This is a genomic window from Saccharothrix carnea (assembly GCF_003014735.1).
GTDB classification, from domain to species: domain Bacteria; phylum Actinomycetota; class Actinomycetes; order Mycobacteriales; family Pseudonocardiaceae; genus Actinosynnema; species Actinosynnema carneum.
Genome location: NZ_PYAX01000005.1, coordinates 165,636 through 188,076, shown reverse-complemented (window position 1 = coordinate 188,076; position 22,441 = coordinate 165,636). Strand labels below are relative to the sequence as shown.

The 22,441-nt window shown below is 70.5% G+C and carries 19 protein-coding genes; 10 read left to right on the top strand and 9 right to left on the bottom strand.

Annotated elements, in window-relative coordinates:
* The first annotated feature begins 87 nt into the window (after window positions 1–87).
* From B0I31_RS15715 to B0I31_RS15700, 4 genes are read left to right on the top strand one after another with little or no spacing between them, the layout of a single operon-like run.
* Window positions 88–771, top strand: coding sequence for a YbaB/EbfC family nucleoid-associated protein (locus tag B0I31_RS15715; RefSeq protein ID WP_106616144.1), 684 nt, complete (start codon window positions 88–90; stop codon window positions 769–771).
* 7 nt (window positions 772–778) lie between these two features.
* Window positions 779–1,102, top strand: a complete 324-nt coding sequence (locus B0I31_RS15710) for a WXG100 family type VII secretion target (protein WP_106616143.1) — start codon at window positions 779–781, stop codon at window positions 1,100–1,102.
* Window positions 1,103–1,120: 18 nt separating this feature from the next.
* On the top strand, window positions 1,121–2,242 hold the full coding sequence (locus B0I31_RS15705; protein WP_106616142.1) for a hypothetical protein: 1,122 nt from the start codon (window positions 1,121–1,123) through the stop codon (window positions 2,240–2,242).
* Between the two features lie 2 nt (window positions 2,243–2,244).
* A complete protein-coding gene (locus B0I31_RS15700) occupies window positions 2,245–3,057 on the top strand; it encodes a hypothetical protein (protein ID WP_106616141.1) in 813 nt (270 codons plus the stop codon).
* A gap of 3 nt (window positions 3,058–3,060) precedes the next feature.
* Here the strand turns inward: B0I31_RS15700 and B0I31_RS15695 are convergent, their stop codons facing one another.
* Window positions 3,061–3,834, bottom strand: a complete 774-nt coding sequence (locus B0I31_RS15695) for a LamB/YcsF family protein (protein WP_106616140.1) — start codon at window positions 3,832–3,834, stop codon at window positions 3,061–3,063.
* Window positions 3,835–3,916: 82 nt separating this feature from the next.
* Between B0I31_RS15695 and B0I31_RS15690 the strand changes: the two genes are divergently transcribed.
* The 3 genes from B0I31_RS15690 to mctP all read left to right on the top strand — a co-directional run bounded on the left by B0I31_RS15690 (window position 3,917) and on the right by mctP (window position 6,636).
* Window positions 3,917–4,618, top strand: a complete 702-nt coding sequence (locus B0I31_RS15690; protein WP_106616139.1) for a GntR family transcriptional regulator — start codon at window positions 3,917–3,919, stop codon at window positions 4,616–4,618.
* A gap of 117 nt (window positions 4,619–4,735) precedes the next feature.
* Window positions 4,736–5,002: a DUF3311 domain-containing protein gene (locus B0I31_RS15685; RefSeq protein WP_106616138.1), complete on the top strand. Its 267-nt coding sequence runs from the start codon at window positions 4,736–4,738 to the stop codon at window positions 5,000–5,002.
* Window positions 5,002–6,636: a monocarboxylate uptake permease MctP gene (gene mctP, locus B0I31_RS15680; RefSeq protein WP_106616137.1), complete on the top strand. Its 1,635-nt coding sequence runs from the start codon at window positions 5,002–5,004 to the stop codon at window positions 6,634–6,636. Before B0I31_RS15685 ends, mctP begins: the two co-directional genes overlap by 1 nt.
* Here mctP and B0I31_RS15675 read toward each other — a convergent pair.
* The 7 genes from B0I31_RS15675 to B0I31_RS15640 form a co-directional block, all read right to left on the bottom strand.
* Window positions 6,633–7,535 (bottom strand): ROK family protein, encoded by a 903-nt coding sequence (locus B0I31_RS15675; RefSeq protein ID WP_106616136.1) that lies wholly within the window; start codon window positions 7,533–7,535, stop codon window positions 6,633–6,635. The two genes, mctP and B0I31_RS15675, sit on opposite strands and share 4 nt — an antisense overlap.
* A 28-nt stretch (window positions 7,536–7,563) precedes the next feature.
* The gene (locus B0I31_RS15670) at window positions 7,564–9,744 is read right to left on the bottom strand and encodes a hypothetical protein (protein ID WP_106616135.1); all 2,181 of its coding nucleotides are present in this window, start codon (window positions 9,742–9,744) and stop codon (window positions 7,564–7,566) included.
* A gap of 57 nt (window positions 9,745–9,801) precedes the next feature.
* Complete coding sequence (locus B0I31_RS15665) at window positions 9,802–10,566, bottom strand: amino acid ABC transporter ATP-binding protein (protein WP_106616134.1); 765 nt, start codon at window positions 10,564–10,566, stop codon at window positions 9,802–9,804.
* Window positions 10,563–11,387, bottom strand: coding sequence for an amino acid ABC transporter permease (locus tag B0I31_RS15660; protein WP_106616133.1), 825 nt, complete (start codon window positions 11,385–11,387; stop codon window positions 10,563–10,565). The genes B0I31_RS15665 and B0I31_RS15660 overlap by 4 nt, the downstream gene beginning before the upstream one ends.
* Before the next feature lie 73 nt (window positions 11,388–11,460).
* Window positions 11,461–12,279, bottom strand: coding sequence for a basic amino acid ABC transporter substrate-binding protein (locus B0I31_RS15655; RefSeq protein ID WP_106616132.1), 819 nt, complete (start codon window positions 12,277–12,279; stop codon window positions 11,461–11,463).
* Window positions 12,280–12,435: 156 nt separating this feature from the next.
* Window positions 12,436–15,117 carry an MGH1-like glycoside hydrolase domain-containing protein gene (locus B0I31_RS15650; protein ID WP_245949958.1) on the bottom strand — a complete coding sequence of 894 codons (2,682 nt, stop codon included), beginning with the start codon at window positions 15,115–15,117 and terminating at the stop codon, window positions 12,436–12,438.
* 442 nt (window positions 15,118–15,559) lie between these two features.
* On the bottom strand, window positions 15,560–16,972 hold the full coding sequence (locus B0I31_RS15640; protein ID WP_106616129.1) for a M20/M25/M40 family metallo-hydrolase: 1,413 nt from the start codon (window positions 16,970–16,972) through the stop codon (window positions 15,560–15,562).
* Window positions 16,973–17,413: 441 nt separating this feature from the next.
* Between B0I31_RS15640 and pdhA the strand changes: the two genes are divergently transcribed.
* The 3 genes from pdhA to B0I31_RS15625 are packed head-to-tail and all read left to right on the top strand — an operon-like array spanning window position 17,414 to window position 20,998.
* A complete protein-coding gene (gene pdhA / locus B0I31_RS15635; protein WP_106616128.1) occupies window positions 17,414–18,607 on the top strand; it encodes a pyruvate dehydrogenase (acetyl-transferring) E1 component subunit alpha in 1,194 nt (397 codons plus the stop codon).
* The gene (locus tag B0I31_RS15630; RefSeq protein WP_106616127.1) at window positions 18,607–19,629 is read left to right on the top strand and encodes an alpha-ketoacid dehydrogenase subunit beta; all 1,023 of its coding nucleotides are present in this window, start codon (window positions 18,607–18,609) and stop codon (window positions 19,627–19,629) included. The genes pdhA and B0I31_RS15630 overlap by 1 nt, the downstream gene beginning before the upstream one ends.
* A 10-nt stretch (window positions 19,630–19,639) precedes the next feature.
* Window positions 19,640–20,998, top strand: a complete 1,359-nt coding sequence (locus B0I31_RS15625) for a dihydrolipoamide acetyltransferase family protein (protein WP_106616126.1) — start codon at window positions 19,640–19,642, stop codon at window positions 20,996–20,998.
* Between the two features lie 17 nt (window positions 20,999–21,015).
* On the opposite strand, the gene B0I31_RS15620 is transcribed toward B0I31_RS15625, so the two are convergent.
* Window positions 21,016–22,398 carry a pentapeptide repeat-containing protein gene (locus B0I31_RS15620; RefSeq protein ID WP_106616125.1) on the bottom strand — a complete coding sequence of 461 codons (1,383 nt, stop codon included), beginning with the start codon at window positions 22,396–22,398 and terminating at the stop codon, window positions 21,016–21,018.
* Window positions 22,399–22,441 lie beyond the last annotated feature (43 nt).

The window sequence follows — 22,441 nt, the reverse complement described above, 5'->3', positions numbered from 1 at the left end:
TTTTCGCTCGTTCGGGCACGAAGCGCGCCACCCCCTTGCCACCATGGGGCCCGCTCGAAGCCCCAGCAGCCCCCGGGAGGTCTTGACGTGTCGGCCGAGTTCGACCAGCTCGTCGCGCAGTTCGAACAGTTCCAGTCCAAGCTGCACCGGGTCGACCAGCAGGTCGCGGGCATCGACCGGATGCAGGAGGAACTGGCCGCGCTCGAGGTGGTCGTGACCTCGCCCGACCGCGCGGTGACGGTCGTGGCGGGCCCGTCCGGCGCGATCAAGGACATCCGGCTGGGCGACCCGGCGATGCGCCGGCCGCCGCACGCGCTGGCCGGCGCGATCATGGCGACGCTGAGGCAGGCCGTCGCCGAGGCCGCCCGACGCCAGGCCGGCATCGTGGAGAACGCCCTCGGTGACGACATGAACCTCACCGACCAGGTGCTGGAGACCCAGGCCCAGCTGTTCGGCGTCTCGCCGCAGGACATGCGCGCCATGGTCGAACAGCCGCCACCACCGCAGGCCCCGCCACCACCGCAGGCCCCGCCGCCACCGGCCCCGCCCTACACCGGCCCACCCGCGTCCGGCCCGGTCCCGAACCGGATGCCACCGGCCCCGCCCGCCCGGCCGGCCCCGCCACGCCGCCCCGCGCCGCCGGAGGAGCCGGACGACTTCTCCCAGCGCCGGTTCCTGCGCGACGACGACCAGCCGACCCCGCCTCCGCGCTCCGGCCCCGCGCAGGCAGACGGCCGTTTCCTGAACCTTTTCGACGACGAGGACCGGTGAGCGCCCGATGAGCGGCGGATTCGACGTCAACCCCGGGGAACTGCGGGCCTTCGCGGGCAAGCTCGACGGCCACCGCGGGACCGCCGCCGAGATCGCGGGCCTGGTGGCCAAGGCGGACGTGGGCGAGAAGTCGTGGGGCGTGGTCGGCCTGTTCGTCAAAGGCCAGTACACGCAGATGCTCAACGACCTCAACGACGTGTTCCAGGCACTTCAGGACGGCTTGCAGTCGGGCGCGGACAAGTTCAACGGCGCGGCGCAGGAGTACGCCGCCCAGGAAGAAGCCGTGAAGCAGCTGCTGAACGGCCTGCACGTCCAGCTCGACGGCAAGTAGGGGCGGGGAACCAAAGGAATGGCCGAAGTGAAGACCGAGGCCGGCGGTGTCGAGATCACCGTCGGCGAGAAGGACACCAGCCAGAAGATGGCGGAAGCCGCCCCCTTCTACGGCAACTACCTCAAGACCAAGGAAGCGTGGGGCAAGGCCGAGGAGAAGGGCGGCGCCGAGGTCACCGGCCTGGTCTCCGAGGGCTCGGCGTTGATCGGATCGCTCGGCACCTCCGCGCTGGGCATCGCCACCGACCCGCTCGGCTGGTTGGTTGGTCAGGGCCTGAACTTCCTGATCAGCGTGGTGCAGCCGCTGGAGGACGCGATCCACTTCGTCAGCGGCGACGGGCCCGCGCTGGCGCAGGCGGCGGAGAACTTCAACGCCATCGGCGAGGGCGTGGCCAAGCTGCGCGACCAGTTCGACACCGACCTGGCGAACTCGGTGACCAGCTGGGGCGGTTCCGCGTCGGAGGCGGCCAGCACGAAGCTGGGCGAGTTCGCCAACGGCATCGACGGCGTCGCCGGTCAGGCCGGTGAGCTGGCGCAGATGCTCCAGACCTCGAGCATGATCATGACGATCATCGAGGACTTCATCAAGGCGATCCTCACCGAGCTGATCACCTGGCTGATCATGATCTGGATCCCCGCGCTGGCGGCGGCTGTGCCGAGCTTCGGCGCCTCCACCGCCGCCGCGGGCGCCGCGACCAGCGTCCGGGTGGCCACCACCGGCAGCCGGGTGGCCCGGATCGTGGCCAGGTTGAAGCAGTTCCTGACCAAGATCCTGGACTTCCTGCGCAACCTGGCCAAGCGGGCCGGGAACGTCAAGACGGCGTTCCAGCGCTCCATGGCCAACAAGCACGCCGGCAGCCTCGCCGCCGACGCCCTCAAGGCGGGCGGGGACAAGTCGCCGCTGGTCAAGCTGTGGAGCAAGGACGGCATGCTCGGCCAACGACTGCAAGACGGCTTCGGCAGGTCCATGGGTACCGCCGTGACCGACGCGGCGGCGTCGCAGCTCGGAGTCGGCACGGGCGCGAACGCGGGCATCGACAAGCCCCTGCGCAACGACGCGGCCCGGCAGAAGGCGGACCAGTACGCCGAGACCGGCGAAGACCAGTCCAAGCAGCAGACCAAGGGATACCTGGACATCTGATCATGGACGAATTCTGGCTCCGCCTCACACCGCTCTTCGCCATCATCGCGGTCCTGTTCGGCCTCGGGTACTGGTGGAACTCGCGCCGCGGCCGGAGGGAGGAACAAGCGCACGTCGACGGGCTGGCCGCGCTCGCGACCACGGTCGGCGGACGGGTGGTCGATCCCGCCGCAGCCCGCCCGTGGTCGGTCGGGTTGCTGGAGCCGATGAGGGCCGAGACCGACGGCTTGGTCAACCGGCTCAGCATGGCGTCGCCTCGAAGCTTCGGCATCACACTCGACTTCCCGCGCGGGAGGTGGTCGGTGCGCGTGGGCGAGGCGTCGGTGGAGAAGTCCGTCCAGAACGGCACGCGCACGGACTACGAGCACCGGATCGAGGTGTCCACCGCGCGACTGACCCCGATGAAGATCAGCCGCCGCGTCCACGGGGGCAAGAACCTCTGGGGCCGTCCACTGCCGGCGGACCACATCTCCGCCCAAGGTGGTGAACTGGTCCGTGAGGTCCCGGTGACCGTGGCGGCAGAGGGCGGCCAGTGGCACCGGGTCGCCTTCCCGCCGGGGCCCTTCGACGCCCAGTTCGCCGTGTTCACCAGTGACCCGGCCGCCGTGGCCCGCGCGTTCGACCCGGAGGTCGTCGAGTACCTGGTGGCCCGGGCGCACAGCCTTCCTTCCCCGCTGCACTTCGAGGCGGGGTTGGTCTTCGGCACGATGCCGGGACGGATCAGCCCGGCCCTGGTGCTCGACACGGTCGACGTGATCCTCGGGCTGCTCGACCGGATGGGCGTCACCCCGGCCCACCCACCCGTGACGGCCTGAGGGTCACGCGCTGAGCCGGTCCAGCCCGCCCGAGAACGGACCCAGCGCCACCCCCGCGTCGGTCAGCGCCGACCGCACCGCCCGCGCGATCGCCACCGCACCGGGGCTGTCGCCGTGCAGGCAGATCGAGTCCACCGGCATCCGCAGCAGCTGCCCGTCGATCGCGCGCACCCGCCCCTCCGTCGCCAGCACCACGCACCGCGCCGCGATCGCACCGACGTCGTGCAGCACCGCGCCCGGCCGCCGCCGGTCCACCAGCGTCCCCACCGCCGTGTACGCCCGGTCGGCGAACGCCTCGTACCGGACCGGCAGGCCGGCCACCTCGGCGCGCTTCAACCACACCGCACCCGGCAGCCCCAGCACCGGCAGCGCCGGGTCGAACGCGCGCACGGCGTCCACCACGGCGTCGGCCTGCGCCTCGTGCGTGACCAGCGCGTTGTAGAGCGCGCCGTGCGGCTTGACGTACCCCACCCGCGTCCCGGCCGAGCGGGCGCACGCGTCCAGCCCGCCCAACTGGTACAGCACCTCGGCGGTCAGGGTCTCCGGCGCCACGTCGACGAACCGCCTGCCGAAGCCGTTCAGGTCCCGGTAGCCGACGTGGGCACCGACCGCCACGCCGCGCGCCGCCGCCAGTTCGCACGTCCGCCGCATCGTCTCCGGGTCGCCGGCGTGGAACCCGCAGGCGACGTTCGCGCTGGTCACCACGTCCAGCAGCGCCCGGTCGTCACCCAGGGTCCAGCGGCCGAAGCCCTCGCCCAGATCCGCGTTGAGGTCCATGAAGTCCTCCCCTCGCACCGTTGTTCAACGTACGGATTGTTCAACAATCCTTCAATACTCCATTAGACTAGACTCACTCACCATGACGACGGCTCAGGCGGACGGCTGGCTGAACGCGCTGGCGAGGGACCGCGGTGACCTCGACCGCTCCAGCACCGCCGAGCGCGTGGCGGACAAGCTGCGCACCAGCGTCCTGGACGGTGACATCAAACCCGGCCAGCAGCTCAACGAGAAGGCGCTCGGCGAGGCCCTCCGCGTCTCCCGCAACACGCTGCGCGAGGCGTTCCGCCTGCTCACCCACGAACGCCTGCTCGTGCACGAGTACAGCAAGGGCGTGTTCGTCCGCCGCCCCGACGTGCCCGACATCGTCGACCTCTACGCCGCGCGCCGGGTCATCGAGTGCGGCGCCGTCCGCCGCTGGCCGCACGCCGACGAGGACGCGAAGCGAGCCGTGCGCGAGACCGTCGAACTGGGGCTCTCGTTCCGCGCGCGGCGCGACTGGACCGGTGTCGGCACCGCGAACGTCAAGTTCCACCAGGCCCTCACCGCGCTGGCCGGCAGCTCCCGGCTGGACGAGGAGATGGAGCGCCTGCTCGCCGAGGTGCGCCTGGCGTTCCACGTGATGGGCGACCCCGAGGAGTTCCACCGCGACTACCTGCCGCTGAACCAGTCCATCGTGGACCTGCTCGACGCGGGCGAGGTTCGGCAGGCCGAAGAAGCGTTGCTGACCTATTTCGACCGCGCGGAGAAGCAGTTGGTCGACGGCCTGCGCACGAAGCGGTAGTTGGTCACGATCCAGCTACGTCATTCGTTGGTAACCCACCCGACATGGTGACTACTGTCCCTCCTCCGACCTACCATGCGCGACACCGCGTAACCGGGCCGCCGTACGGAGGGGCACATGCCTTCTGCTCGAAAATCCAGCCTGCGCTGGAGCAACTGGAACCTGCTGCTGCTGATTCCTCTGCTCATGCTCATCACGCCCTGGTTCAACTCCGATGAGCCGAGGGTCCTCGGGCTGCCGTTCTTCTACTGGTACCAGTTCGCCTGGGTGCCGGTGGGCGTGCTCTGCGTGGGCCTGGTCTACGTCAAGACCAAGGACGAACCCGTCGTCAAGGGCAAGCCCGACCTGCTCGGCGTGGACGACCTGGACGAGGGGGCCAAGTAATGCAGTGGACCGAGTTGGTGGTGTTCAGCGCGCTGTTCCTGCTGGTCACCGTCCTGGGCTTCGTCGCGGCGAAGTGGAAGGCGGGCGACACCCTCGACCACCTCGACGAGTGGGGCCTGGGCGGTCGCAAGTTCGGCTCCTGGATCACCTGGTTCCTGGTCGGCGGTGACCTCTACACCGCGTACACGTTCGTCGCCGTGCCCGCGCTGGTCTTCGGCGCCGGCGCCATGGGCTTCTTCGCGCTGCCCTACACGGTGATCCTGTACCCGATCGTGTTCCTGCCGCTGGTGCGCATGTGGTCGGTGTCCCGCGTGCACGGCTACGTGACGCCGGCGGACTTCGTCCGCGGCCGGTACGGCTCGCACTGGCTCGCGCTGCTGGTGGCCATCACCGGCATCGTCGCCACCATGCCCTACATCGCGCTGCAGCTCGTCGGCCTGGAGGCCGTGCTGCGCACGATGGGCCTCAACGGCTCGGGCATCCTGGGCCACCTGCCGCTGTTCATCGCGTTCGTGATCCTGGCGCTCTACACCTACCAGTCGGGGCTGCGCGCGCCCGCGCTGATCGCGTTCGTCAAGGACACGCTGATCTACATCGTGATCCTGGTCGCGGTGATCTACCTGCCGTCGAAGTTCGGCGGCTGGGGGGCGATCTTCGACAGCGCGCAGGCCAAGTACGCGGCCACCGAGAGCAAGGCCGACGGGATCATCCTGACCGCGAACAACCAGCTCCAGTACGCCACGCTGGCGCTGGGCTCGGCGCTGGCGCTGTTCCTGTACCCGCACTCGCTGACCGGCATCCTGGCCTCGCGCGGCCGCAACGTGATCAAGCGGAACATGGTCGCGCTGCCCGCGTACTCGCTGCTGCTCGGCCTGCTCGCGATGCTGGGCTTCGTCGCCATCAGCGCGGGCGTCAAGCCGATCACCAACCAGGCCACCGGCCGCCCGGACACCAACACCATCGTGCCGGTGCTGTTCGGCCAGGAGTTCCCGGGCTGGTTCGCGGGCGTGGCGTTCGCGGCCATCGCGATCGGCGCCCTGGTGCCCGCGGCGATCATGTCGATCGCGGCGGCGAACCTGTGGACCCGCAACATCTACAAGGAGTACCTGAAGAAGGACGCCTCGCCCGCCCAGGAGGCCAAGCAGGCCAAGCTGGCGTCGCTGGTGGTGAAGTTCGGCGCGGTCGCGTTCATCGTGTTCATCGACCCGCAGTTCTCCATCGACCTGCAGCTCATCGGCGGCGTGATGATCCTGCAGACGCTGCCCGCCGTGGCGATCGCGCTCTACACCCGCTGGTTCCACCTGTGGGGCCTCATCGCGGGCTGGATCGTCGGCATGGGCTACGGCATGTGGCTGCTGTACAACATCGGCAACCCGGCGGTCGGCAAGGCGCACTTCGCCGGTTCGGCGTTGCCGCTGGGCAAGCTGTCGCTGTTCGGCTGGGAGCCCTTCGCCGGTTCGGTCGTGCAGATCTACGTCGGCGCGATCGCCGTCGTGGCGAACCTGCTGGTCGCGGTCGTCGTGACGCTGATCGCCAAGCGGACCCGGTGGTCCAACGGCACCGACGAGACGCAGGGCGACGACTACCACGTGGACGAGGACAGCGACCGGGTCAAGCCGATCGCCGTCCACTAGCCGAGCACCAGCGCGGCGGCGCCGACGAGTCCCGCCCGGCCACCGAGCCGGGCGGGCTCCACCCGCAAGCCGTCCAGGTAGGACAGTCCACAGTGGTCGGCGACGACTTGGCGGATCGGGTCGAACAGCAGCTCGCCCGCCTGCGCCACGCCGCCGCCGACCACGGCCAGGTCCAGGTCGACCACCGCGGCCGTGGCCGCGATCGCCAGCCCGACCGCCCGACCGGCCCGCTCGAACGCGGCCTTCGGGATGTCCTCGCCCGCACCGGCCGCCGCCGCCAGCACGGCGGCGTCCGCGTCGTCCGGCGCCTGCCAGCCCTGGCGGCGCGCCCACGCCACCATCCGCGGCCCGCCGGCCACCGTCTCCGCGCACCCGCGCCCACCGCACGCGCACGGCTCGCCGTCCGGCTCGACCACCACGTGCCCGATGTGCCCGGCGTTCCCGGTGCGCCCGCCGAACGGCCGCCCACCGAGCACCAGCCCACCACCGACACCCGTGCTCACCACCAGCCCCAGCATGAACCGGCTACCCCGGCCCGCACCGAGCCAGTGCTCGCCCAACGCCATGCACGGCCCGTCGCCCGCCAACTCCACCGGCACACCGGGCACCACCGCGGCCACCCGCTCGCGCAGCGGGAAACCACGCCAGCCGGGAACGTTGATCGGACTGACCGTGCCCGCGTCGGCGTCCACGGGCCCGGCCGACGCGATACCGACCCCGGCCACGGCCTCACCCCGCAACACCTCGTCGACCACCGACGCCACCGCGTCCCACGTCTGCTCCGCGGCCCCGAGCGGCGTCCCCACCCGAACCGCCCGCCGCACCACCCCACCGCGTTCGACCACCGCCCCGGCGATCTTCGTGCCGCCGACGTCCAGTGCCAGCACCAGATCAGTCACGGCCGCAACCCTAGTGACAGTCGCCCGGTCAGCGCTTCAACGTCCGGGTCACACCCGCCGCCACCGTGGTCGCCAGGACCCACCCCATCGCGATCAGCCCCGCCGCGATCCACTGAGACGCGCCCGGTGTGTTCCACCGGTTCTTGTTGCCGAAGTCCACGATCGGCACGACCAGGTCGATCGTGAACAGCCACGGGTTCCACGACAGCCGGTCGTCCTGGTTGATCTCGGACAGCTCCGGGCCCGCCTCGAAGTACACGGCGCCCAGCAGCCACGTCACCACCAGCCACGCCAGCGCGCGGGCCGGGCGGTAGCCGTAGCCCACCATCGCGCGTTGCAGCCAGCTCCACACCAGCACCAGCGGCCCGAGCCAGCGACGGCCCTCGGCGACCGCCCGGTACCGCAGCCGCTGCTTCTCCACCAGCACGGTGGCCGCGTGCTCGTCGTTGCCGCCCGCCCGCAGCATCTCGGCGAACTGGTCGTACGGCCCCGGCCGGTAGGTGCGCCGCATCGCCTGCCGCAGCCAGCGCAGCCGCCGCTCGACCTCGCCGTCGTCACGCAGGTCGATCGGGTGCCGCAGCGAGTCGTAGCGGAACTCCTCCAGGTCGATCCAGCCGGTGGCGCCCCAGAAGTGCTCGTCGTCGTCCAGCACCGTGCAGCGCACCTGCCGCAGCGTCACGTCACCGCGCGGCGGGCTGATCGGCTTCACCACCAGCTCCTGCACCTGCATGCCCAGCAGGTTCAACGCGTGCGCGTCGAGCTTGTCGCCGAGCACCGCGCCCTCGAACGTGGCCATCCGACCGATGTGCGCCCGCCGTGCCCGCACGCCACCGTGCGCGACGAACTCCTTCGCACCGCGTGCGCAGATCAGGTCACGCCCGATGACCGCGCCGCCGACGTCCAGCGACGGCTTGCCCGCCGGCTGGTGCCGGTACCGGCCCGGCTTGGTGATCCGGCTGCCCCGCAGGTCGAGGTTCGCGCCGATCTGCACGCCCCGCAGCTCCAGCCCGCCCGCCACCTCCACCTCGCGGGCGGCGAGGTTGCTGCCGATGCGGGACCGGTTGCCCAGCAGGGCGTCCGCGCGCGGGTTGTCCAGAGTGGACCCGTCGAGGATGAGGCTGCCCTTGGCCTGGAAGTCGACCATCCGCACCTGCCCGCGCACGGTGGCCTGCCGGCCGATGATGTCGCCGCCGACCGTCGTGCCGTCCAGGTGCAGCGCGCGCCCGTACCCCGTGGGTTCGGCGGTGTCCGTGGCCAACGCCCGGCCGTAGCCGGTGGGCTCGCCGTCATCGGCACCGAGCGCGTCGAACGACCCACCCGACAGCGACAGCGTGCCGCCCAACGCGGCGTTGACCATGCGCACCGTGCCGGCGCTGGTGAAACCCCGGTCGAGCTGCACGTCGCCGTCCACCGCGATGCGGTCGAACACCAGCGTGGCGTTCGGGTCGGAGTGCGGGTCCAGCGCGTCGTCGTCCGACCGGCCGTCGGCGGCGGTGGTGCCGCGCAGCGTCAGCGCCGAGTCGACCCGCGCGCCCGCGAGCAGCACGGTGCCGCGCAAGGTGCAGCCGTTCATCAGCAGGTTGCCGCCGACGTGCAACCCGGTGCCGTTGATCGAGTGGCCACGCGGGTTGGTGAGCAGGCCGCCGCTGAAGTTGCAGTACCCGCCGACGTGCGCGCCCGCCATCCGCAGTTCGCCGGTGACCCGCACCCGCTGCGCCAGGAACCCGCCCGCCACCTTCAACCGGTCGGCGTGCAGCGCGATCCCGTCCGGCACGCTCAACACGCTGTCGCGCACCGACAACGACCCGGCCACGTCCGCGTCGACCAGGTCGACCAGGCCCTCGACCGTGCTGCCGTCCAGCGAGACCTCGTTGGCGCTGCTCAGGTTCCGCGCCGACACGCCCGGCAGCCGGCAGTCCGCGAACGCGATGCCGGCCAGCTTGCCCTGCCGCAGGTCCGGCGGCTCCTCGAACCGGCAGCGCACGAACTCCAGCAGGTACGGGAACTCCACCGCCCGCAGGTCCAGCGTGCCGGTCAGGAACCGGTCCGCGACCCGCACCACCGGCGGCATCCCCGCCCGCCGCCTCGGTAACCGCCACGTCCCGTCCGGTTCGCCGACACCGCGCAGCACCTCGGCGGCGGCCATCCGGACGGAGCGCGGCGGGCTGGGGTCGAACACGTCCAGCCCCCGCGCCCCCGCCTCAGCCATGGGAGAAGACAATAGGGGCACCGGCCGACCCCCGTGGTGGGATCGGCCCAAGGGGGATCAGCTGCCGCTCGGTCCCTGGTGCGTCGGGTCGAGCACGCGGGCCAGGAACGACTGCGTGCGCTCGTGCTGCGGCGCCCCGATGACCTGCTCGGCCGGGCCTTCCTCGACCACGTAGCCGCCGTCCATGAACAGCACCCGGTCGGCCACCTCGCGGGCGAACTGCATCTCGTGCGTCACCACGAGCATCGTCATGCCCTCGTCGGCCAGCTGCCGCATCACCCCGAGCACGTCACCGACGAGCTCCGGGTCCAGCGCCGAGGTCGGCTCGTCGAACAGCATCACGTCCGGGTCCATCGACAGCGCCCGCGCGATCGCCACGCGCTGCTGCTGGCCGCCGGAGAGCTGGTTCGGCATCGCGTTCACCTTGTCGGACAACCCGACCCGCTCGAGGTTGCGCAACGCGACCTCCTGCGCCTGCTTGGCGTCCCGCTTGAGCACCTTGCGCTGCGCCACGGTCAGGTTGTTCAGCACGCTCAGGTGCGAGAACAGGTTGAACGACTGGAACACCATGCCGATCTTGGTGCGCGCGGCGTCGATGTCCACGTCCGGGTCGGTCAGCTCGGTGCCGTGCACCACGATCTTGCCGCCGGTCGGCTCCTCCAGCAGGTTCACGCAGCGCAGGAGGGTCGACTTGCCCGAGCCGGACGGCCCGATGATGCACACCACGTCACCGCGGTTGACCGACAGGTCGATGCCCTTGAGCACCTCCAGCGGGCCGAACGACTTCTTCAGCCCGGTCACCTCGACCACGACGTCGCTCACGCGGACACCCCCAACCCGGTCGACTCCGGCGTGCTGATCTTCTTCCCGCCCGTGCGCCGCTCCAGGTACCGCGACAGGTGGCCCAGCGGCAACGTGATGATCAGGTAGCACAGGCCCGCGATGAGGATCGGGGTCATCGTCGGGTTCTGGCTCAGCGTCTCGCGGCCGAACTTCGTCAGCTCGTACTGCGCCGTGGTCAGGCCGACGACGCTGATCAGCGACGAGTCCTTGGTGAGCAGGATCAGCTCGTTGGTCAGCGGCGGCAGCACGATCCGGAACGCCTGCGGGATCACCACGGTGAGCATCGTCCGCAGCGGCGTCATGCCGAGCGACCTGGCCGCCTCGATCTGGCCCTTGGGCACGGCCTGGATGCCCGCGCGGATCGTCTCGGCGATGTAGGCGCCACCGGCCATGCCCAGGGCGACGCCCGCCTTGGACGCGGTGTCGAAGGCGATGCCGAACGCCAGCGGTACCGCGGTGTCGATCGCGATGAACACCAGCAGGGCGGGCACACCGCGGAAGAACTCGATGTAGATGGTGGCGAGCCACCGGTAGGGCCCCACCGAGGACAGCTTCATCAGCGCCAGGACGAGGCCGAGCCCGAAGGCGATCGCGAAACCGAACGCGGTGTAGAAGAGGGTGTTCTTGAACGCCACCGTCAGGACGTTGGGGAACATCTCCCGGGCCGTCTCGACGTCGAAGAACGAGCGCCGCAGCTCGGTCCAGTCGGCGGCGAACGCCAGGACGAGCGCGATGACGATGAACAACGCGTACTGCACACGGCGCGAGAGGGTCGCCCTCCGCCGTTTCGACATGGCCATGTCGGAGTTCCTCCGGGAGTGGGGACAAGCGAGGGGCCGGTGCGCCTCGGCACCGGCCCCCGTGGTCAGCCGGCTACTTCGACTCCGGCTTCTTGCCGAACCACTTCTCGTAGATCTTGTCGTACTCGCCGCTCTCCTTGGCCTTCTTCAAGACCTCGTTGACCTTGGCCTGGAGCGCGGTGTTGCCCTTCTTCATGCCGATCCCGTACACCTCACCGGTGTCGAACTCCTTGGTGACCTCGGTGTCGGGGAACTCCTTGACGTAGTCGTAGAGCACGCCGTTGTCGTTCATCGCCGCGTCCACCGCGCCGGTGCGCACCGCCGTCTCGAGCAGCGGCAGGTCCTCGTACTCGACGACCTCGTAGCCGTTGGCCTCGGCGTTCGCCCGGCCGTACTCCTCGCCGGTGGTGTCCTGCTGCACGCCGAGCCGCTTGCCCTTGAGGTCGGGCAGGTCCTTGATGCCCGAGTCCTTCTTGACCAGCAGCGCCTGGCTGGCGTCGAAGTACGGGTCCGAGAAGTCGATCGCCTTCTGGCGCGCCTCGTTGATCGTCATGCCGGCGGCGGCGAGGTCGCAGTCGCCGGTGTTGAAGACCTCGCCCGAGGTGATGTTGTCGAACGGGGTGTCGAAGATTTCCTGCGTGACGCCCAGCTCCTTGGCCACCAGGTTCACCAGGTCGACGTCGAAGCCGACGGTCTTGTCGCCCTCGGTGTACTGGAACGGCTTGTAGGACAGGTGGGTGCAGGTGATCAGCTTGCCGCTCTGGACCAGGTTGATGCTGGACCCGTCGCCTGACGAGTCGGTGTTGACCTTGGTCGCGCACGCCGTCATCGTGGCCGCCAAGGCGAGCACGGGGAACAGGGCGAGCGCAGCGTGCCTGGTACGACGGGCCACGGCGTCACTCCTTGTAACTGTGTCGGTCGAGTGTTCGGCATACTGCCACTTGGGCCACGGGGTGCACAGCACGTGCGTGTTACAGAACTTCGGTGTGCATGAATCTTGCGTCACAGGGCCCGAACAGCCGCAAATCATTCAGCGGTTTGGCCTTCATCACACATTTGATTCACCCACGGCGCCTGTTTGGCGACGATCCGTCAACAAGCTGGCGACCAGCGCGGTCCACCCCGTCTGGTGCGTCGCGCCCAGGCCCTCACCCGTGTCGCCGTCGAAGTACTCGCTGAAGGTGACATGCTCCCGCCACAAGGGTGAATCGGTCGACTCGATCCGCTTGCCGTCCGCGGGCCTGCGGCCGTCGTGGTCGGGCAGGAACAGCGCCACCAGCCGTCTGACCAGCTCGTCCGCCGCCTGGCCGGCCGTCACGTGGCGCGTGCTGCGGGTCGGAAGTTCCACGTGGAACCTTCCGTCGTGGAACTCCTCGATCGTGCGCAGGGCCTCCACGAGCAGCGCGTTGGTCGGGAACCAGACCGGGCCGCGCCAGTTCGAGTTGCCGCCGAACATCGGCGTGCGGGACTCGCCCGGCTCGTAGCCCATCCGGTGCTCCTGGTCCGCGACCTGCACCTCCAAGCCCTCGCGGTGCGCCGCGGACAGGCTGCGGATGCCGTGCGGAGAGAGGAACTCGCCCTCGTCCAGCATCCGGCTCAGCACGCGCCGCAGCTTGCGCTCGTCCAACAGGCTCAGCAGCGCCCCGCCGCCACTGCGGCTCAGGAACTGCTGCAGCTCCGGCCGCTTGGTCAGCAGGTGCTCCAGGCGCCGGGCGAAGTCGGGCAGCTCCTCGAACACCCACGGCTCCAGCACCGCGCACGCCAGCACCGGGATCAGCCCCACCATCGACCGCACCCGCACCGGCTGCGACTCGACGTGCCCGTCCGGCAGCCGCCGCGACACCACGTCGTAGCAGAAGCCGTCCGTCTCGTCCCAGATGCCGCGCCCGCCGGAACCGAACTGCGTGGACGCCTCGGCGATGCTCAGGAAGTGCTCCACGAACTTCGTGGCCACGTCCTCGTACGACTCGTCGTACCGCGCCAGCTCCAGCGCGATCTGCATCAAGTGCAGGCTGTAGGCCGCCATCCACGACGTGGCGTCGGACTGCTCCAGCCGCCACTGGCCCAGCATCGGCTCCGACCGGTTCACCGGGCCGATGTTGTCCATGCCGAGGAAGCCGCCCTCGAACAGGTAGCTGCCGTCGGCGTCCTTGCGGTTGACCCACCAGGAGAAGTTCAGCAGCAGCTTGTGGAAGACCTTGGCCAGGAACTTGCGGTCCTTGACCTCCTCGGACCGGTAGACCTGCAGCGCCGCCCACGCGTGCACCGGCGGGTTGACGTCGCCGAACTCCCACTCGTAGGCGGGCAGCTGGCCGTTGGGGTGCATCAGCCACTCCCGGCACAGCAGGAGCAGCTGCTCCTTGGCGAACGCCGGGTCGACCCTCGCGAACGGCACGGTGTGGAACGCGAGGTCCCACGCCGCGAACCAGGGGTACTCCCACTCGTCCGGCATGGAGATCACGTCGGCCACGTCGAAGTGCCGCCAGTGCGCGTTGCGGGCGTGCATGTTCTTGCGCGACGTGGGCGCGGCGGGCTGCGCCGGGTCGCCGTCGAGCCAGTCGGCGGTGCGGAAGCGGTAGTGCTGCTTGGTCCACATCAGGCCCGCGAGCGCCCGTCTGACCACGGCGGCGCGCTTGGGGTCCAGGTCGGTCCGGTGGAACTCGTCGGCCTCGGCTTTGCGCTGGTCGACCGTGTCCTGGAAGCTCGGGCCGAACGCGTCGAGGTGCCCGTCGCCCTCCACCAGGCGCAGCCGCACGGTCACCGACTCGCCCGGCTCGACCGGGTCGAACGAGTACCAGGCGGCGACCTTCGTGCCCGGTTCGCTGGTGTCGTCCGGGCCGACGACCTGGCACGCCGTCGCGTCCCGGCCGACGACGTACCGGTCGATGCCGTCCTTTGTGTAGCGGGTCGGGTTGCGCCCGGTGCCGAACAGCTCGACCTCGTTGGTCTCGTTGTCGGTGACCAGCAGCGTCGGCGTGCCCTCGACGTGCAGCGTGTAGCGGCCCAGGGCGCCGTGCTCGGCGGTGATCCGGCGCCAGCCGTCGCGGGTGCAGGCGCGCAGGGTCGGCCTGCGGTCGTCACGGCCCCACGCCCACGTGTTGCGGAACCAGAACTGGGGCAGCAGGTGCAGCGGCGCCGGGTCCGGCCCGTGGTTGGTGGCGGTCAGCTCGACGCAGATGTCCTTCGGGCCCGCCTTGGCGTAGCCGACCCGCACGTCGAAGAACCGGTTCTCGTCGAGCGCGCCGGTGTCGGACAGCTCGGGCTCGCGCTCGTTGCGGCCGGCGCGCTCGGCCATCTCGCGCAGCTCGGCGTACGGGAACTCACGCTGCGGGTACCGGTAGACGACCTGCATCCACGAGTGCGTCGGCGTGCCGTCGGTGACCCACCAGTGCTCCTTGACGTCCTCGCCGTGGTTGCCCTCGTTGTTGGTCAGGCCGAAGTAGCGCTCCTTGAGGATCGGGTCGCGGCCGTTCCAGAGAGCGACGCCGAGGTTGAGGAAGCCGTGCACGTCGCAGATGCCGGCGATGCCGTCCTCGCCCCAGCGGTAGGCGCGTGAACGGGCGTGGTCGAACGGGAACGACGTCCACGCGTCACCGCCGGCCGAGTAGTCCTCCCGCACCGTGCCCCACTGCCGTCCGGCCAGGTAGGGGCCCCAGAGACGCCAGGGTGCGGTCGGGGAGTCGGACTCCGCCAACCGCGTCCGCTCGGCTTGCCGGCTGTGCTCGTTCACTCGGCCAGTGTGCGGCATCGGTTCAGTAAACCGGTTACCGGCGGGTTAGGTAGCGGTCCCGGCCGGTGTTTGCGGACCCGGTCAGTGGACTGTCGTCGTCACTCTCCGTGGAGTTCGACTTACCTCCCCGGTACAGCGGCGCGGACCGCCCGGAGCGGGTCAGCGCGACGTCGCAGGTCGTGCTGCCGGTCGCCGCGCCGGAGTTGGTCGAACGCTTCCGTGTGTTCCTCGGCCGGATCGCCGCCGAGCAGGCCACCGAGCGTGAGCGCGCACCCGGCCGGGTGATCATCGGTATCGACGAGCTGTCACCAACCCGACGCGGGCCTCGCCCTGCTCCGCGACCTCGACCGGAAGCGGGCCGCGTGACCGGACGTCACCGACGAACCAGGGCCTGAACGGTGGTGGGCCGGGCGGCGTGCCACCCGGCCCACCCCTCAACGACTCAACGCCGTGCGTGCGCGTCCAGCACCACGGCCACGGCCTCGGTGATCCGGGCCGCGTGCGCCAGGTGCAGCCACTCGTCGGGCACGTGGCAGTTGGAGTCCGGCCCGACCGCGCCCGTGACCAGGAACTGGGCCTGCGGGTACGCCTCGTGCAGCAGCCCCATGAACGGGATCGAGCCACCCAGCGCCACCGTCCGCCACGGCGCGTCGAACACCTCCTCGCCGACCCGGTCCAGCGTTTCGCGCAGCCACGGCGCGAGCTCCGGCGCGTTCCACCCGTCCGCGTACTCGATGCGCGACAGCTCCACCGAAGCCCCGTACGGCACGTCGGTCGTCAACGCCCGCCGCACCGCCTCGATCGACGCCTTCGAGTCGGCGGTCGGCGGCAGCCGGAAGCTCAGCACCAGCGTGGTGAACGGCCGCAGCACGTTGCCCGCGTCGTCCGGCTCGGGCAGCCCGGACGCCCCGGTCACCGACAGCGTCGGCCGCCACCCGGAGTTGAGCGCCAGCTCCGCCTCCTCGGTCGCCATCGGCTGCGTCCCACCGGCCCACGGCACGCTGCCCACCAGCACGCCGGGCACGCTGGCCACCGCCTCACGCACCTCCGCCACCCGGTTCTCCGGGATGTCGACGTGCATCTCGCGCACCAGCACCTCGCCGGTCGTGGAGTCCTCCAGCCGGTCGAGCAGCTGCCGGGCGATCCGGAACGACGACGGCACGATCCCGCTCGCCATGCCGGAGTGCAGCCCGCTCTCCAGCACCCGCACGGTCACCGTGACCTGCGCCAACCCGCGCAACGACGTGGTCAGCCACATGCGGTCGTAGTCGTTGCCGCCCGAGTCCAGGCACACGACCAGCGACACCTCGCCCAGCCGCGGCTTGAGGTGGTCGACGTAGGCGGGCAGGTCCGGGCTGCCGGACTCCTCGCCGGTCTCCAGCAGCACCACGCACCGCGAGTGCGTGCCGCCCGCGCGCCGGACGCCCTCGATCGCGGCGATCGCCGCGTAGCCCGAGTAGCCGTCGTCCGCCGCACCGCGCCCGTAGAGCCGCCCGTCGCGCACGACCGGCGTCCACGGCCCGAGCCCCTCGCCCCAGCCACCGACCGGCGGCTGCTTGTCCAGGTGGCCGTACAGCAGCACGGTGTCGGACGTCGGCGCGGTGCCGGGCACGTCGACCAGCAGGACGGGCGTGCGGTCGGGCAGCTGGACGACTTCGACGGTCGCGCCCGGCAGGTCGCGGTCGGCGAGCCAGGCGCGCACGTGTTCCACCGCGGCGGCCAGGTGGCCGTGCTCGGCCCACGCGGGGTCGAAGATCGGGGAGATCGCGGGAACCGCGACCAAGGCGGACAGGCTCGGGAGGATGTCGTCGTCCCAGAGCCCGCGAACGGTACGGGTCAGCGCTGAACGGTCCACGCACCGATCCTGTCACGGCGCACCGGCCGGTCGGGGTTTCGCGTGGTGGAAATGGTCGGTCCGGCCGAAGGTCGGTAGTCCATCCAACGCGAGGGTGCCGACGTGGGCGGTTCCGGTCGACCGGGCGTGTCCGGAACCCTACGGAAGGTGGTTAACGATCGGTAACCGGGACACCGGAGTTCGATTACCGAACGCGCTACTCGGACTGCCGAAGATTGGCCGTCCAACCGTTCCCGCACGTCAGAACGCTGCACAGGAGATTACGAACTGGGATGGGGCTCACCATCCCGGGTGACGCCATGTCAGGATGTGGATGAGAACACCGTCAGCGCCGACGGTTGCCCGACCCCCCACACCCCGGGGACGACGGCGACTGGCGGTGCAGCCGCGCTGGGCCGCCACAAGCGACCGGGCGGCCTCGTAGACGAGGAGACAAGGCGCATGTCGTCCCCCGAAGAATGGACGCACCCAGGGCCGGATGCCGCGCCGGCCACTGCTGCCAAACCGACAGCGGAACAGGTGATCGCAGGCTTGCGAGCGACAGACGAGGGCGGCGCCGACCTGGTGCAGCTGCTCACCCCCGAGGGCGAGCGCGTCCAGCACCCGGACTTCGACATCGACATCACGGCCGAGGAGCTGCGCGGGCTGTACCGCGACATGGTCCTGGTCCGCCGGGTCGACCGCGAGGCCAACGCGCTGCAGCGCAAGGGCGAGCTCGGCATCTGGGTGCCGCTGCTCGGCCAGGAGGCCGCGCAGATCGGCGCGGGCCGGGCGCTGCGGCCGGAGGACATGGCGTTCCCCAGCTACCGCGAGCACGGCATCGCGTGGACGCGCGGCGTGAAGCCGACCGACCTGCTCGGCATCTTCCGCGGCACCGACAACGGCACGTGGGACCCGGTCGAGCACCGCTTCCACCCGTACACGATCGTCATCGGCAACCAGGTGCTCAACGCCACCGGGTACGCCATGGGGCAGAAGTTCGACGGCAAGGTCGGCGACGCGGACGGCGAGGCCACGATCTGCTTCTTCGGCGACGGCGCGACCAGCCAGGGCGACGTGCACGAGGGCTTCGTGTGGGCCGCGGTCTACGACGCGCCGCTGGTGTTCTTCTGCCAGAACAACCAGTGGGCGATCTCCGAGCCGACCGAGCGCCAGTCCCGCCTGCCGCTCTACCAGCGGGCGCGCGGCTACGGCTTCCCCGGCATCCGGGTCGACGGCAACGACGTGCTGGCCACCCTCGCGGTCACCCGCTGGGCGCTGGAGGAGTGCCGCCAGGGCAACGGCCCGATCCTGATCGAGGCGTTCACCTACCGGATGGACGCGCACACCACCTCCGACGACCCGTCGCGCTACCGGCTGTCCGACGAGCTGGAGCTGTGGAAGCTCAAGGACCCGATCGAGCGGGTCAAGGTGCACCTGGTCAAGCAGCAGTGGGCCGACCAGGAGTTCTTCGACTCCATCGAGGCCGAGGCCGACCGGATCGCGGTCGAGCTGCGCGACTACTGCGTCAACCTGCCCGACCCACCGGCCGGGCGCATCTTCAGCGAGGTCTACGCCGAGGGCAACCCCGTCCTGGAGGCGCAACGCGACGAGTTCCTGGCCTACCACGCCGGGTTCGCGGGAGGTGAGCACTGATGGCTGCTCCGACCATGGACCGCCCCACGTCCGCCGCACCCGCCGCGGTGCAGACGCTGACCATCGCGAAGGCGTTGAACAACGGCCTGCGCGCGTCGATGGAGGCCAACCCCAAGGTCATCGTGATGGGTGAGGACGTCGGCAAGCTCGGCGGCGTCTTCCGGATCACCGACGGCCTGCAGAAGGACTTCGGCGAGCAGCGCGTGCTGGACACCCCGCTGGCCGAGTCCGGCATCATCGGCACCGCGGTCGGCCTCGCGATCCGCGGCTACCGGCCGGTGTGCGAGATCCAGTTCGACGGCTTCATCTTCCCCGGTTTCGACCAGATCGTCTCGCAGGTCGCCAAGCTGCACTTCCGCACCCAGGGCAGGCTCAAGGTGCCCATGGTGATCCGGGTGCCGTTCGGCGGCGGCATCGGCGCGGTCGAGCACCACTCCGAGTCGCCCGAGTCGTACTTCGCGCACACCGCCGGCCTCAAGGTCGTCTCGTGCTCGAACCCGGCCGACGCCTACTGGATGATCCAGCAGGCGATCGACTGCGACGACCCGGTGCTGTTCTTCGAGCCCAAGCGGCGCTACTACGAGAAGGGCGAGGTCGACACGACCGCCGCCCCCGGGCCGCTGTTCTCCTCGCGCACGCTGCGCACCGGCTCCGACGTCACGCTGGTGACGTACGGGCCGATGGTGCGCACGTCCCTCGACGCCGCCGCGGCGGCCGAGGAGGAGGGGCGTTCGCTGGAGGTCATCGACCTGCGCACGCTGTCCCCGCTCGACCTCGCGCCCGTGTTCGAGTCGGTGCGGCGCACCGGCAGGCTGGTCGTGGTGACCGAGGCGCCCAGCGAGTCCTCCATCTCCAGCGAGATCGCGGCCAAGGTGCAGCAGGAGTGCTTCTACTCCCTGCAGGCGCCGGTGCTGCGGGTGACCGGTTTCGACACCCCGTACCCGCCGTCGAAGTTGGAGGAGGAGTTCCTCCCCGACCTCGACCGGGTGCTGCACGCCGTCGACCGCTCGCTGGCCTGGTAAGGGGATAGTCGTGCCGCAGTACAAGCAGTTCCCCCTGCCCGACACGGCAGAGGGGTTGACCGAGGCCGAGATCCTCACCTGGCACGTCAAGCCGGGTGACGAGGTGAAGGTCAACCAGGTCTTCGTCGAGATCGAGACCGCCAAGGCCGCCGTCGAGCTGCCGTGCCCGTGGGACGGCGTGGTGACCGAGCTGCTGGTCGAGGTGGGCCAGACGGTCGAGGTCGGCGTCCCGATCATCACGATCGACGTGGACCCGACCGGTTCGGCTCCCGCTCCGACGTCGGCTTCGGCTTCGGCTTCGGCCGGGTCGAACGGCAAGATCGGCGAGGAGATGCCGGGCGGCCGGATCGCCACGCTGGTCGGCTACGGCCCGCGCTCGGGTGCCGCCAAGCGCCGTCCGCGCAAGGACGCCCCGGCTCCCGTCGCCACCGCTCCCGCGGCTGCGGCTCCGGTTGCTCCGGCTCCCGCACCCGCTCCGGTGGTCGCGGAGCCGGTGGCCCCGCGGGGCGGTTACGTGCCGCTGGCCAAGCCGCCGGTGCGCAAGCTGGCCAAGGACCTGGGCGTCGACCTGTTCGCGCTGACGGGCTCCGGCCCGGGTGGCGTGATCACGCGGGAGGACGTCGAGCAGGCCGTGGCGGCACCCACCGCACCGGCCGCCGTCGACCACGGCACGCGGGAACGGCGGGTGCCGATCAAGGGCGTCCGCAAGGCGACCGCGCAGGCGATGGTGGACAGCGCGTTCACCGCGCCGCACGTCACGGAGTTCCTGACGGTGGACGTGACGCCGATGATGGAGCTGCGGGCGAGGCTGAAGAACGCGCCGCAGTTCCGCGACGTCAAGCTCACGCCGCTGGCGTTCGCCGCCAAGGCGGTCACCCTGGCCGTCCGCCGCACGCCCGACGTCAACGCGACGTGGGACGAGGCGGCGCAGGAGATCGTCTATAAGGACTACGTGCACCTGGGCATCGCCGCCGCGACGCCGCGCGGCCTGGTGGTCCCGAAGGTCCGCGACGCCGACCGCATGTCGCTGCGCGAGCTGGCCGTGGCCTTGGACGACCTGGCCACGACCGCCCGTGAGGGCAAGACGACGCCCGCGGACATGATGGGCGGCACGATCACCATCACCAATGTCGGCGTCTTCGGCGTCGACACGGGCACCCCGATCATCAACCCGGGCGAGTCGGCGATCCTGGCCCTGGGCGCGATCCGCGACATGCCGTGGGTGGTGGACGGTCAAGTCGTGCCGCGCAAGGTGTGCCAACTGGCCCTCAGCTTCGACCACCGCGTGGTCGACGGCCAGCAGGGCTCGCAGTTCCTGGCCGACGTCGGCGCCCTCCTGGCCGACCCCGGCGTGGCGATGACCTACTGAGCTACTGACGTACTGAGCTACTGATCGGCTGAACCGGAAGGGCCGACGTCCACCGCGGGCGTCGGCCCTTCCGCGTCACCGGCCCGGGTGCCGCCGGAGCGGTCGGCGGGCAGGACCGTGTCCACCAGCGCCACCCGGCGGACCTTCAACCTCTGCCCGTCGAACCGCGCGTCGACCGGCACCACCACTTCCTGGAAGGTGCTGTCCAGGAACCAGATGTCGGTCTCCTCGAACGCGATGCCGCGCAGGTCGACCGTCACCCGGCGCAGCGAGGAACCCTCCACCACGAGGACGCCGAACGACCGCTTCTCCGCCATCTCGGGGTAGAGGTCGGAGAAGTCCAGCTCGGTGTCGCTCACCTCGCACCGGTCGAAGCGGATCGTCGTGCCGACCACCTCGCTGGTGCGGAAACTGATCCGCGAACCGGTCAGCACCGCGCGGTAGAAGTAGATCGTCCGGCCCTGGATCTGGCTCGCGGTGAAGTCGACCGAGGTGCCGGTGAACGCGGCGCCGACGAACTCCACCGTCGCGTGGTCGAGCAAGGCGTCCCGGAAGCTGACCTGGTCGGACTCGAACGTGGTGCCGTGGCAGCTCAGCGTCGTGGCGCGGAAGACGGTCCGCTCGAAGGACGTGTGCGGTCCGCTGAACACCGCGCCGTCGAACACCACCTTGCCCTCGAAGGTGATCTCGCTGAAGTCCGCGTCGTGGAACTCGACCCCGGTGAAGTCGAAGTCCAGGCCCGACCAGGGGCCGGCGCGGTGCGGGGTGCCGAGGTGGGCGCGCAGCACCCGGAAGATCGTGGCGATGACCTCCTTCTCCCCCTCGTTGCTCTCGCGAGGCAGCCGCAGGTAGGCGCACAGGACGTCCACGCAGGTCTGCCGCTGTGCGGCCCAGTCGTCGGCCAGGCCCGCCAGGGCGTACACACCCGCGATCCGGACCGCGGCCTGGTCGTGGCCGAGCTGGGCGGTCGTGCCGGCGAAGCGCTCGTTGAACAGCTTGGTGCGCTCGCGCTCCTCCTGGCTGAGCGTCAGCACGTGCGCGGCCTCGGTGACCCGCTGCCTGCGGTAGTTGACCGCGAGCGCGACGACACCGCCGAAACCGGCGACCACCGCCAAGCCGATCTTGAGCACGTCGAGGGCCTCGGTGGTGCTGAAGGCGACACCTTGCGGCAGCTTCGGCCAGCCGAGCAGCCACAGCAGCCCCGCGCCCGCCGCGCCACCGACCACCAGTGCGACCGCGAACCACGCGACCACCGAACGCCACACCGGTCCCTGGTGCCCGCGGCCGGCACGTCGCCGCCGGAAGGAGACCTTCGGCTTGTGCTTGACCACCCACCACAGCCCCAGCAAGGAGAGCATCGCTGCCGTGGCGGGCAGGTACGCGGTATCGATCGACGGCACGAGCAGTCATCGTGCCCGATCGGGCGGTGCGGCGGTCGTCGTT

Bases quoted from the DNA above. Each gene is read 5' to 3' on its own strand.
- B0I31_RS15710 (WP_106616143.1), top strand. From the start codon at position 779: ATGAGCGGCGGATTCGACGTCAACCCCGGGGAACTGCGGGCCTTCGCG.
- B0I31_RS15705 (WP_106616142.1), top strand. From the start codon at position 1,121: ATGGCCGAAGTGAAGACCGAGGCCGGCGGTGTCGAGATCACCGTCGGC.
- B0I31_RS15700 (WP_106616141.1), top strand. From the start codon at position 2,245: ATGGACGAATTCTGGCTCCGCCTCACACCGCTCTTCGCCATCATCGCG.
- B0I31_RS15695 (WP_106616140.1), bottom strand. From the start codon at position 3,834: ATGGACCTCAACGCGGATCTGGGCGAGGGCTTCGGCCGCTGGACCCTG.
- B0I31_RS15690 (WP_106616139.1), top strand. From the start codon at position 3,917: ATGACGACGGCTCAGGCGGACGGCTGGCTGAACGCGCTGGCGAGGGAC.
- B0I31_RS15685 (WP_106616138.1), top strand. From the start codon at position 4,736: ATGCCTTCTGCTCGAAAATCCAGCCTGCGCTGGAGCAACTGGAACCTG.
- mctP (WP_106616137.1), top strand. From the start codon at position 5,002: ATGCAGTGGACCGAGTTGGTGGTGTTCAGCGCGCTGTTCCTGCTGGTC.
- B0I31_RS15670 (WP_106616135.1), bottom strand. From the start codon at position 9,744: ATGGCTGAGGCGGGGGCGCGGGGGCTGGACGTGTTCGACCCCAGCCCG.
- B0I31_RS15660 (WP_106616133.1), bottom strand. From the start codon at position 11,387: ATGGCCATGTCGAAACGGCGGAGGGCGACCCTCTCGCGCCGTGTGCAG.
- pdhA (WP_106616128.1), top strand. From the start codon at position 17,414: ATGTCGTCCCCCGAAGAATGGACGCACCCAGGGCCGGATGCCGCGCCG.
- B0I31_RS15630 (WP_106616127.1), top strand. From the start codon at position 18,607: ATGGCTGCTCCGACCATGGACCGCCCCACGTCCGCCGCACCCGCCGCG.